The sequence below is a fragment of the Fodinibius salsisoli genome (assembly GCF_026229185.1).
Classification (GTDB): domain Bacteria; phylum Bacteroidota; class Rhodothermia; order Balneolales; family Balneolaceae; genus Fodinibius; species Fodinibius salsisoli.
Genome location: NZ_JAGGJA010000003.1, coordinates 80,406 through 92,183, shown reverse-complemented (window position 1 = coordinate 92,183; position 11,778 = coordinate 80,406). Strand labels below are relative to the sequence as shown.

The window sequence follows — 11,778 nt, the reverse complement described above, 5'->3', positions numbered from 1 at the left end:
CCAAACGGTCTGAGGGATTAACCATATATTATTATGAAAGAAATTAAAGCGTTTATCCGAACCAACATGATTGACTATGTTATCGATGCGATTGAAAACCTTCCGGATGCACCCGGTATAACCCTAAGCGACGTACGCGGCTGGGGACACCCTAAAGAAGGCCCGGCCCAGCTGGTCCAGCGCATTAAGCTGGAGACCGTAGTACCTGCCCGCCGCGTGGATGAAATAATCACCGTTATTACTGAAAAGGGACGAACCGGAAACCATGGTGATGGAAAAATCTTTGTCTCAAATGTCGAACAAGGCGTCCGCATTCGAACAGGGGAAACGGATGAGGAGATCATCCGTTAGGTAGTCCAGCCAACCCCGGGTTGTCGCCACCTGACGGTGGCGGCAGTCTTTTTTTACTCAAACCCAGGATCGGTGATGATGCTGCAACTATTCCTGCGTAACCTCCATCACTATCCTGCGGGCTGCCCCTGCCTGACCACAGCGGTAGCTTTATCAGTACGCTATGAAATAATATCAGATTAGAAGAAACTGCTATGGCTTCCAAAAACAAACTTAAATATGTAGTTGTCGTTGTAATGCTGATTCTGGCGGGGGTTGCCATGGCCGATGCGCTGGGCGCCTTTAACCCCAAGCCTTACACCAAAGTATCCAAAGGATCGCATGCCCATTATGTGCCGGCGGATCGGGATCCGGATGTTTCGATTACCCGATTTCCTAAGCGCCCGCCGGGGCCCGGGGAAACCATTACCCCGCAAGGACAGATAGTACGAAAGAACTAACACATTACCTTAATCTTCAATACTAACCTCAAATCATCGTCATTATGCATTTATTGACCTACATGCTGCCCCTACTAGCTTTTCTGGCTGGGTGCGGCGGCGGAGAGCAACAACCTCAATCACAGGAGACACAAGCACAAACCCAGGAGATAAGAACCATTGATATTATTGGTGTGGACCAGATGAAATATGTGGTGAAGGAAGAAGGGAAGCTGCTGGGAACGGCTGAAACCATCAAAACCTCCGGCGGCGATTCCTATCTGCTGCTTCAGACTATTGAGGCCACGCCCGGGGAGAAGCTGCGTATTCGCCTCACGACCGTGAGCGACCTTCCCGCCACGGCCATGGGTCATAACTGGGTGCTGCTGAAGCTGGGGATTGATCCGGCCAGCTTCACAAAAGAAGCAATGAAAGCAAAAAGTAATGAGTACATTCCCGAAGGCCGAACCGATGATGTCATTGCCCATACCGGGCTTGCCGGCGGGGGAGAGACGGTTGAGGTCACGGTTACCGTCCCGGAGAAAACCGGCGACTATAATTACCTGTGTACGTTTCCCGGCCACTTTGCAGCAGGTATGAAAGGGAAACTCGTTGTTCAGTAATCCGGTAGTACAGCATCATAACCCGACCATTTTGAGGTGGCTCTGGACAACGCCTGCCTCATTATACTATATCCTAAGCTGACAATGATGAATGATAGCTATTTTCACATAAAAAATATGGTGTGCAAACATTGCGGGGAAGTGCTCGAGGCGAAGTTGGTGGACGCTGGGTTTCCAATCAAACATATTGAACTGGGGCGGATAGAATTCGCCCGGCCGATTGATGAGGAGGAGCTCACTGAATTATGGGAGGTTGTCCACCAAAATGGCTTTGAAATTGTGAGCGATCGAAGCAGCCAGCTAGTCGAACAAATCAAACATCTAATTATAGGCCTCATACACCATGGTAAGCGATTGGATACCACGTTATCACAGTATCTATCTGATCGACTTCATAAAGAGTACCAGCACCTCAGCCGGTTGTTTTCCGATGTAGAGGGAAAATCTATTGAACGATTTTACATCCTTCAAAAGATTGAACGGGCCAAGGAGCTCATTGTCTATGGGGAGCAAACCATGGCAGAAATTGCTTATCGGTTAGACTACAGCAGCCAGCAGCATTTTTCCCGGCAGTTTAAAAAAGAAACCGGGCTAACCCCATCGCATTTCAGAGACATCAAAGAAAATAAGCGTATCTCCATCGACCGGATATAACAAAATAATGCACAAGAAGATCATAAAAATGCAAGAGTTACCATCACATAATCAACAACTTACCAGCAGAGGCTATCGCACCATAGCCTTATACCCAATACGCTTTGATGAAATGGTGCACTCATACGATTACTCCCAAACATTTCATCATAATCCCTAAGCGTACACCCTGGTGAGCACCGCTGTATGACCGCGGCGGTGCTTTTTAATGATTCAAAATGGCCATTAATAATAATTAGGAACCGTGCAAAGTTCAAAACGTTATACCTCTGTTCTTCATTTTTTTAAAAAAGATTCCGCGGCCGGCCTGATGCTCCTGCTGGCCACGGTAGCAGCCCTTGTCATTGCCAATAGCCCACTTAATAAATGGTATGAGCACCTGTTGGAGTTAGAGTTTACCATCGGCTTTTCTTCGCTGGTGATTGAACACTCCATCCATGAATGGATTAATGACGGGTTAATGGCCATCTTTTTCCTGCTGGTTGGGCTGGAAATTAAACGGGAGCTCAAATATGGAGAGCTCTCGACCTTTCAATCGGCCTTGCTACCGGTTGTAGCGGCTTTTAGCGGGGCAGCACTACCGGCTCTTATTTTTTGGGGATTCAACGGCGGAACGGACCTTATGAACGGCTGGGCTATTCCCATGGCTACCGATATTGCCTTTGTTATCGGCGTATTGGCAGTGCTGGGATCCCGGGTGCCGGTGTGGGCTAAAGTGTTTGTCACGGCAGTTGCGGTTGTGGATGACCTGATTGCCGTGCTGGTGATCGCCTTCTTTTACACCGAACAGATAAGCATGGCGGCGCTGGTCGTTGCCAGTCTATGCCTGCTGGTTTTATTGCTATTTAACTATAAAAGCGTCAATAACCTGGCGCCCTATCTTTTGGTAGGGGGGATCATGTGGGTTGCGGTGCTTAAATCCGGGGTCCACTCCACGGTAGCCGGGGTCCTGCTGGGATTCGCCCTACCGGCCACTCGGGGCTGGAGCCTGGACCAGTTAAAAGAATATGCCCAAGAAGGCTTTGATCTTTTTAAACAAGCAGCCGATGAGGACCTGCCGGCGACCAGGGAACAGGCCCTGCACCATATGGATGAGACCGTACAGCATGCGCAATCGCCGTTGCACCGGCTGGAGCATAAACTGCATACCGCCGTCTATTTTGTGATTATGCCGCTGTTTGCTTTTGCCAATGCCGGGGTGATTTTTGACCCTAACGTAATGAGCCAGGCCTTAATATCACCTCTCACCTGGGGCATAGCGATTGGATTATTCATTGGAAAACAGGTTGGTATTTTCGGAGCTACTTGGCTGCTTACCACGCTGGGCTTCTCCGGATTGCCTGCTAACAAGGAAACCTGGAAGGTAGTGTACGGGGTGGCCCTGCTGGCCGGAATCGGATTTACCATGGCGCTGTTTATTGCCGGCTTGTCTTTTACTGATCCTATCTTACTGGAGTTTGCAAAAATCGGCATTCTTATCGGTTCACTGGTCAGCGGCCTGTTGGGTTACCTTGTACTCAGCCGTCGCCCAGATTTCGAAGCCGAAGGACAGGAACCGTTTGATTTATCGGAGCAGAAGCAGGTGCAAACGGAAGCATAACCTGGGTAACAGTTCATTTTTAAACTGGCTTCAAACATTGTAAAACCATCAAATTATATGAATACATTAGTGCTTGACATCAGCGATGTACTGCATCAGGTGGCCAATGCCGAGGATCAGTGCATTGATCGTTTAAAGGGCAGTCTCGAAAAAAGAAATGGAATTAAGCAGGTGCGACTGGATACAGAAGAACCGGGTCCAGAACTTTGTATTTACTTTGATGAAGACATCATTTCGGCAAGCCAAATAAAACATATCGCAACCCAGACGGCTGGTAAACTGGATGATACCTTTGGCCATCTGTGGATTAAAATGCGGGCAGTGCGAGACCGGAACCACCGGCAGGCCGTAACGACTCTTCTCAATAATTTTAAGGGCGTTATGAATGTGTTCGTGATTCCCACCGGATGGATCTTTTTAGAGTTTAATAAATATATTACGCAAGAAGCGACCTTAATAGAGCTGATTGACCAGATGGATTTTGTTATCTAAATATTTTTAATATCCCATAGTTCTATGAAACCATGCATGCTATCTGCGGAAGAAATCAAAGCCATATACAACCGGTGGGCTGCGGTATATGACGCTTCGCTCTGGGGGTTTTCCCTGTTGGGATTTCGGGTGAGGGCCTATCGGAAAGCAGCGATGGAAAATCTTAACCTGACGCCGGGGAAACGTATGTCCATTTTTGAATTGAAAAAGCCCGGGCAGTGGCCAGAGTGGCTGGTGCGTGGAATGATTGCCCTTTTAAAACCCTATGGCGTCAGGCCTGACCATACCAAGCGATCGCCCTGGTGTTCTGTTGAAAACCATTTTCCTCGATCCGAAATGAAGGAATACTATTTTGGTGCAACCTATGTGGCGACGGGGATAGCCTGAGAAACCCGAAATGTCTTCAGTTTTCTCAGATTGAATGATGATTCTCTCCCTTCAGTCCCCATATCTTAATTAAGATATAACCAAACACCATCCCGCCGAGGTGGGCAAAGTTGGCCACGTTCGAATAAGTGCGCGTAAGGCCGCTTACCAGTTCAATTACCCCGAAAATAGCGACAAAGTATTTCGCTTTAATCGGAATGGGTAGAATGAGCAGTATAATATAGCGGTCTGGGAACATCATGCCAAAGGCCAGCAGGATCCCATAAACCGCCCCCGAAGCGCCCACCGTGGGGGTGCCGGAAGAGACGACCAAGAGCTGAATAAGGGCCGCTCCGATGCCCGTTGCAAAATAATAAATAGTAAACCGGTTGGTCCCCCAATAGTTTTCGATGGCCTGGCCAAACATCCACAGCGCAAACAGGTTAAAAAAGATATGACCTAACCCAGCGTGCAGAAACATGTAGCTAACGGGTTGCCAGATCTCAAACTGTCCGGAGCCAACGGGCCATAATGCTCCGTAGGCAAACAGCAGCTCGCCGATAACCGGCGTGTTCAGGGCTAAAAAGAAGACCCCGTTTATAATCAGAAGATGCTTGACGGCCGGCGGGAAAACAGCAAATTGCGTGCCGGGACTATATCGATTATTTGAATCGGTCAAAAGTTAAAAAATTAGGTTTAATGGACATCCTTTTCACACAAAAAAACAGCTCATAGGGGATCAGCCTGAGCCAGTTTGGATTACGTAAGGTACGGATTACGAGTAACACATGGGTGCAAACCAGGGGTTTATCCCCATTTCCTCATAATTCTGCACGATTTTTACATAACCCTGCAAGTCTTCTGGTTCTCAAAGGTATATACTAATAGTGAAGTAATTGTAATGAATGGTATAATACCTATGCTTATAGTTAATAATGAGTTGCAAAACGGTGTTTTGGCATTGCGGGTAACCGATAAACTAACGGAAGGCGATTTGAATGATCTTGTGCCTGTGTTAAAAAACCAAGTTGATAGGACGGAGGATCCCCATTTAATTATGATCATGGAGGACTTTAAGGGCTGGGATGATGCGGCCACCTTCTGGAAAGATCTTCGGCTGGATGCCGAATATATCGGTTCGTTTGACCGGATTGCCATCGTAGGGGAGGAAAAGTGGCAACAATGGAGCACGCAGCTGTTGAATCCCTTGTTCAACGAAGAATTACAATTCTTTTCCCTCGATCATGCGGGAAGCGCATGGAATTGGATTCGTAAATCACATGAGGGAACGGATGAATAAATTAACGATTAACCTGCCCGTGCTACTACCGGAGATTCCAGATGTGGAAGACAAGTGTGTCTCCCGTCTCATCACAACACTTGAGGGCCGGGAAGGAATACACCGGGTACATATAAAAAGGGAGGAAGAAGATTCACTGGTATGCATCCACTTTAATCCCGAGATAATTTCTCTTCGGCATATAAAAAATATAGCCCGCCAGGCGGGCGCTCAGCTTCAGGATACTTTTGGGCACCTGCTGCTGGAAGTCCGGGGTATCCGTCATCCCCGTCATGCCCGCGCGATCACACGGCGGCTGCAAAAGTTAGAGGGGACCGTCAGTGCCTATGCCGGGGCTACCGGCTGGATACGATTGGAATACAATAGGCAGATGGTAAATGACCATAGCCTGTTGGAATCGATCGAAGGAATGGGGTTGACAATCAAACAGCTTTCCAACAGCTCCTCAGATGGGCATCCGTATCCCCCGGGCCCCCAAAATGAGCTTGATTCGACCATCGATGATGAATCAGCCGGCCTGAAAATAGCCCCGGACCAGCGCCATACCGATAACCAATCCCTGCTTGAAGAACAAAAACAAGAACATCCTGAAAGTCCTGATGTCCCTCAACACACCGATGCCCAACAGCATGAAAAAGATAAATCCGGCGATACGGATGAAGGCGATCACGAGCATAGTCACGAAGATGATGGCCACGGCAATGATCACGCTCATGACGATGAGGAAGAACACGCCCATGCCCACGACCACGGCGGTATCATCGGGGACAAAACGGAGCTGATCTTTTCGCTGATCTGCGGGGGGCTGCTCGCGGTCGGCTTTGGGCTCTCCTTTGCCGGCGGGGTCCCCGGCTGGGTATCTTTGGTCCTGTATGTAGGGTCCTACTTTTTTGGCAGTTACTACCTGGTCCAAGAGGCCTACACCGAAGTGAAGGCCGGGAATTTTGAGATTGACTTCCTGATGCTGATAGCGGCCATCGGAGCAGCCATCCTCGGCGAATGGACGGAAGGGGCCCTGCTGCTTTTCTTATTCAGCCTCGGCCACTCCCTGGAACACTATGCCATGGGGCGGGCCCGCGAGGCCATCAAGGGACTGGCGGAATTAGCACCGAAAACCGCCCTTCGAAAAACAGACGGAACCACCGAAGAAGTACCGGTAGAAGACCTGCAGGTCGGAGAGGTGATTGTGATTAAACCGAACAGCAAAATTTCGGCCGATGGGGTGGTCATTAACGGCCAAAGCAGCGTGAACCAAGCGCCCATCACCGGAGAAAGTGTGCCCGTAGATAAGATGGAGTATGAGGATCCCGAGGCGGTGGACCAAGACGCTGACTCTATTGATGATAAATACCGCGTGTTTGCCGGCACTATTAACGGCAACGGCAGCTTGGAGGTGAAGGTGACCAAACTGTCCAAAGACTCTACGCTCTCGCGGCTCATCAAGCTGGTGAACGAAGCCGAAGCCCAGAAGTCACCCACCCAGCAGTTTACCGATAAATTTGAAACCTATTTTGTCCCGGCCGTACTCATGCTGGTGGTCGTATTGAACTTTGCCTTTCTGGTAGTCAATGAACCGTTCTCGGCCAGTTTTTACCGCGCGATGGCGGTGCTGGTTGCAGCCAGTCCCTGTGCGCTGGCGATTTCTACTCCCAGCGCGGTACTCAGTGGCGTAGGTCGTGCGGCACGCAGCGGAGTACTCATCAAGGGGGGGCGACCGCTGGAGAACCTCGGCATCCTTAAGGCGCTGGCCTTTGACAAGACGGGAACGCTCACCGAGGGCGAACCAAGACTTACCGATGTGATCACTTTTGATGGCATTGACGAAAATGAACTGGTAAAAACTGCCGTGGCTGTCGAAAATCTCAGCGATCACCCGCTGGCCGGGGCGGTGGTCCGTGACGGTAAAGAGAAACTACATGGCGCTGGGCTGCCGGAGGCCGAGGATCTGGAATCCATTACCGGCCGGGGCGTCAAGGCCAAAATGAACGGCTCGCTGGTCCACATTGGCAATTTGGAATTATTTGAAGAAGCCGAGGGCATAAAATTGTCTGATAACCTCAAACAACAGGTAGAAGAGCTGGAGGGGGCAGGCAAAACCACCATGGTGGTGCGAACCGGTGACCGCTACCTGGGTATTTTGGGGCTGATGGATACCCCGAGGGAGGATGCTAAGGAGGTCATTCAAAAACTGCGCAGTATGGGGCTGACTCACCTGATTATGCTTACCGGCGACAACCAGCGGGTAGCCGATGCTGTAGCCAAGGAAATCGGTATCGACGATCCCAAGGGTAATCTGCTGCCGGAAGACAAAGTGGAGGCGGTCAAACAACTGCGGGAAGGAGAAGGCCATGTGGCGATGGTCGGGGACGGGGTCAACGACGCTCCGGCGATGGCCAACAGTACGGTAGGTATTGCCATGGGGGCCGCGGGCTCTGATGTGGCATTGGAAACGGCCGATGTGGCCCTGATGGCCGACAAGATTTCTGTGCTGCCGTTCGCTATCGGACTGAGCCGCAAAACCAAATCGATCATCAAACAGAACCTATGGATCAGTCTGGGTATGGTGGCGCTGCTTGTACCAGCTACGATTCTCGGGCTAAGCATGGGATGGGCGGTTATTGGCCATGAAGGATCAACGGTGGTAGTGGTCTTCAATGCGCTGCGACTGCTGGGGTACAAAGGATAGAATTGGGTAATTCTATGTTGTTGATGAAGAAGGAAAAGATAAAGTACAGGAAATTATTTGCCCGGCCCTGCAGGGTATGACCATAGGCTTCTATTTTTGCTGTCAATTACCTATGTTTAGACTCATTATAAATAACAGTGTATGCCCCCCATGAAGACGTCACTATCTCTGCTGTGCATTTTGTTTGTTTTACGTGTAACAGTGAGTTTTTCCCATCCGAATGCAGATGTGCCCAAACAGAAAGTTCGCACCTTTATTAATCTGCTCGATTATATCGGGAAAGATTACCCGCGTGCGGTGCAGGACGGGGAGATCATCAGTGAGTTTGAATATAATGAGATGGTGAATTTCAGCAGGCAAGTGGCCGATCTCCACACCGATCTCGGGAAAGAAATTGACCAACCGTCGTTTACTACTCTGGGTAATAATATTGCTAAGCTGCAGAAAGTAATTACCGAAAAAGCCCCTGCGGAGAAAGTTAGGCACTTAACAAGCGGCATTCGCGAGGCCATACTCAAACTCGGGTTGGTGAAGGTCACCCCCAAACAGTGGCCCGATTGGGGGAACGGCAAACAAATTTTTGAAAAACGCTGTCAAAGCTGCCATGGTGCCGCAGGGTTGGGCGACGGGCCGCTGGCGGCCGGGTTAAATCCTCCGCCAACCAATTTTCAGGAGTCAGCCAACGCCGATAATATGTCCCCGTTGCAGGCGTATAACACGATTCGACTGGGGCTGGACGGAACAGCCATGCGGGCATTCTCGGAGCTCAGCGACCAGCAGGTATGGGATGTCGCCTTTTATATCAACGCATTGAACTATAAAAGAGAGGTGCCCGATTCGATTCAAACCACCATCATGCAAACTCTGGCCGACACCGCCACCCTACGCTCGGTTTCTCTCTATACGAACCAGCAGTGGAAAGAACTGTTCAGATCAAAAAATATTGATGCCGAACAAGGCATGCCAGTGGTCCGAGGCTTGACAGGAGATCCATCATCATCCAGCAGTACCTTGGCCAAAGCCCTGGCTCTGCTGGAAAATTCGCAGCAAGCGTATCTGAACAGGAACTATTCACAAGCCCGCCGGTACGCGCTTGACGCTTATTTGGATGGGGTGGAACCGGAGGAAAGCCAGATTCACGCGGCCAATCCGGAGCTGGTGAAACAAGTAGAAACTAAAATGCTGGCGGTGCGCTCCGCCATTCAGAATCGTGTGGACGAGCAGGAGGTGGCAACGAAAATCCAGTCGGCCACCCTGGCCATCCAAGAGGCTCAGAACCTGTTGGATAATCAAGAATATTCGTTCTGGGTGAACTTTTTGCTGGCCGCGTCCATTCTGTTGCGCGAGGGGCTGGAAGCCTTTCTGATTATCATGGTGATACTGGGCGTGTTGCGGTCCGTCGGGGCTGGTCGAACGGCCAAATACGTGCACGGCGGGTGGATTGTTGCCCTTTTAGTTGGAATGGGCGGCTGGTTCGTTGTCCAGTCGCTTATTGGATTCAGTTCCCTCCAGCGGGAGCTGATGGAAGCGATCGGTGCGGGGGTAGCCGTGGCGATGCTGATTTATATTGGTTTCTGGATGCATAGCAAAACCCACGCGACACAGTGGACGCGCTTTATCAAAGAGCGGGTGCAGGGCCTGGCAAGCAGAGAGAGCATGTGGGGGCTGGCGCTACTTTCGTTTATTGTGGTCTTCCGAGAAGCGTTTGAATCAATTATTTTCTTGTCTTCGATCAGTCTTAAATCAGCCGGGGGCAATGCAGGTATATATCTGGCACTCATTGCGGTAGCGATGCTTATCACCGGCATCGGGTATGTCTTTAACCGGGTGACCCGAAATATCCCCGTCCGCCAGCTGTTCCGATATTCATCGCTCATGCTGGCCGTACTGGCGGTTATCCTGATTGGCAAGGGCGTGCGAAGTCTGCAGGAGGCCGGATACATCGAAATTGGGAGCCTGCCGGTTAACTGGAATATTCCCGCGCTGGGGCTGTATACCACCTGGCCGACGATACTGGCACAGGTTGCGGTACTAACTATTATCGGGGGACTGTGGTACTACAGCAATCATCTGGCACGACAGCTACAAAGTGCATAACGGATGGGACAAAATCTTGTCGTAAGATATAATGTATCCTATCTGTTCTCTTGAATGAGGGGGCAGGGGACGGTGCCTTTGGAGCATTAAAACCCCTTGGCAAACAGGCTCGATTGGTCACATAGGGAGCGGTTATATAAAGTTGATCTATACCATGGGTTGTGCTAAGGGGGGGGGCGTAATAGCAACATCATGCGAGTCACAAAAGAGGTGATTTATTCCCCCGCGGCTGGGATCAACGAGAGGAGCACGGCTCAACGCGTAAAACCATTAGAACGAATTACAGATTCTTGGACTTCCTTTTTAGCATATAAACAGACGAATTTATTTCTGTAATCCCCATCCAAGGGTACCCCCGTAGATCAGATGCAGCACCAGGGTGGCTACCGCTATTTTTGAGGTGATGGCCGAGCCAAAGGCGCCCCAACCAAGCAGCGGTAATACAACCAGTTCCATGATGAGCCAAAGCATCACGCCCCATCCGATACCGTACCACATATTTCCCTGGGTCTTCATCCAGTTGAACAGAACCGCTCCCCAGAATGCTCCGTATCCAAAGTGGGTAATGATAGCAAAACCCATAATCACAGGTTGAGGCACGTTGCCCAGCAGTCCCTTGGCGATGGCCGCGGGAATGGGCTCGGGAATCGGGCTTATGCCGGACCCCATTCCAATGAGCATGATGATCGACATAAAAAGCGTTCCGAGCAGGCCATACCATAATCCTTTCTTGGTATATGTGTTCGTAAGCAAAGAAGACATAGCAGAATTAATTGTTTATATATTTTAAAACAATTAAACATATAGATTATCTGTTGTCTATTCAACTCTTTTCCTAACGTCAAAAGGAACACGGCTAACCGCTTCGCGGCCAGTACATCATAACAGCTACCCCGATCAAAGCAAGCATGGCGCCAATGAGATCATATTTGTCTGGTTGGATCCCGTCCACTTTCCAGCCCCACAACAGGGACAGCACAATAAAAACGCCCCCATAAGCGGCATATACCCGGCCAAAATGGGCCGGTTGCAGCGTAGGAATAAAACCGTATAAGGCCAGCACGACCATACCGGAAAGCCCGTACACCCAGCTTTTGCTGTCTCTGAGCCAGATCCAAACCAGATAGCCACCCCCAATTTCAAGCAACCCTGCGAGAATAAAGTAGAAGATAGATTTCAGATAGACCATG

The 11,778-nt window shown here is 50.0% G+C and carries 13 protein-coding genes; 10 read left to right on the top strand and 3 right to left on the bottom strand.

Annotated features, from left to right (window positions below):
- The first annotated feature begins 33 nt into the window (after nt 1–33).
- The 7 genes from J6I44_RS05345 (at nt 34) to J6I44_RS05315 (ending at nt 4,526) form a co-directional block, all read left to right on the top strand.
- Nucleotides 34–351 carry a P-II family nitrogen regulator gene (locus J6I44_RS05345; RefSeq protein WP_142715505.1) on the top strand — a complete coding sequence of 106 codons (318 nt, stop codon included), beginning with the start codon at nt 34–36 and terminating at the stop codon, nt 349–351.
- Between the two features lie 194 nt (nt 352–545).
- Nucleotides 546–791, top strand: coding sequence for a hypothetical protein (locus tag J6I44_RS05340; protein ID WP_265764971.1), 246 nt, complete (start codon nt 546–548; stop codon nt 789–791).
- A 44-nt stretch (nt 792–835) separates the two neighbouring features.
- Nucleotides 836–1,393, top strand: coding sequence for a plastocyanin/azurin family copper-binding protein (locus J6I44_RS05335; RefSeq protein ID WP_265764970.1), 558 nt, complete (start codon nt 836–838; stop codon nt 1,391–1,393).
- Between the two features lie 117 nt (nt 1,394–1,510).
- The gene (locus tag J6I44_RS05330; protein ID WP_265764969.1) at nt 1,511–2,047 is read left to right on the top strand and encodes a helix-turn-helix domain-containing protein; all 537 of its coding nucleotides are present in this window, start codon (nt 1,511–1,513) and stop codon (nt 2,045–2,047) included.
- 244 nt (nt 2,048–2,291) lie between these two features.
- Nucleotides 2,292–3,647: a Na+/H+ antiporter NhaA gene (nhaA, locus tag J6I44_RS05325; protein ID WP_265764968.1), complete on the top strand. Its 1,356-nt coding sequence runs from the start codon at nt 2,292–2,294 to the stop codon at nt 3,645–3,647.
- A gap of 57 nt (nt 3,648–3,704) precedes the next feature.
- Nucleotides 3,705–4,139, top strand: coding sequence for a hypothetical protein (locus tag J6I44_RS05320; RefSeq protein WP_265764967.1), 435 nt, complete (start codon nt 3,705–3,707; stop codon nt 4,137–4,139).
- Nucleotides 4,140–4,163: 24 nt separating this feature from the next.
- Nucleotides 4,164–4,526 carry a hypothetical protein gene (locus J6I44_RS05315; protein ID WP_265764966.1) on the top strand — a complete coding sequence of 121 codons (363 nt, stop codon included), beginning with the start codon at nt 4,164–4,166 and terminating at the stop codon, nt 4,524–4,526.
- A 25-nt stretch (nt 4,527–4,551) separates the two neighbouring features.
- Here the strand turns inward: J6I44_RS05315 and J6I44_RS05310 are convergent, their stop codons facing one another.
- Nucleotides 4,552–5,184 carry a rhomboid family intramembrane serine protease gene (locus J6I44_RS05310; protein ID WP_265764965.1) on the bottom strand — a complete coding sequence of 211 codons (633 nt, stop codon included), beginning with the start codon at nt 5,182–5,184 and terminating at the stop codon, nt 4,552–4,554.
- A gap of 240 nt (nt 5,185–5,424) precedes the next feature.
- On the opposite strand from J6I44_RS05310, the gene J6I44_RS05305 reads away from it, so the two are divergent.
- From J6I44_RS05305 to J6I44_RS05295, 3 genes are all read left to right on the top strand, one after another.
- On the top strand, nt 5,425–5,805 hold the full coding sequence (locus J6I44_RS05305; protein ID WP_265764964.1) for a SpoIIAA family protein: 381 nt from the start codon (nt 5,425–5,427) through the stop codon (nt 5,803–5,805).
- Entirely contained in the window at nt 5,798–8,491 is a 2,694-nt protein-coding gene (locus J6I44_RS05300) for a heavy metal translocating P-type ATPase (protein ID WP_265764963.1), read from the top strand. The genes J6I44_RS05305 and J6I44_RS05300 overlap by 8 nt, the downstream gene beginning before the upstream one ends.
- Before the next feature lie 201 nt (nt 8,492–8,692).
- A complete protein-coding gene (locus J6I44_RS05295) occupies nt 8,693–10,588 on the top strand; it encodes an FTR1 family protein (protein WP_265764962.1) in 1,896 nt (631 codons plus the stop codon).
- A 324-nt stretch (nt 10,589–10,912) separates the two neighbouring features.
- Here J6I44_RS05295 and J6I44_RS05290 read toward each other — a convergent pair whose 3' ends face one another.
- The gene (locus J6I44_RS05290) at nt 10,913–11,350 is read right to left on the bottom strand and encodes a DUF6789 family protein (protein WP_265764961.1); all 438 of its coding nucleotides are present in this window, start codon (nt 11,348–11,350) and stop codon (nt 10,913–10,915) included.
- A 94-nt stretch (nt 11,351–11,444) separates the two neighbouring features.
- Entirely contained in the window at nt 11,445–11,777 is a 333-nt protein-coding gene (locus J6I44_RS05285) for a YnfA family protein (RefSeq protein ID WP_265765249.1), read from the bottom strand.
- Nucleotide 11,778: the final 1 nt, after the last annotated feature.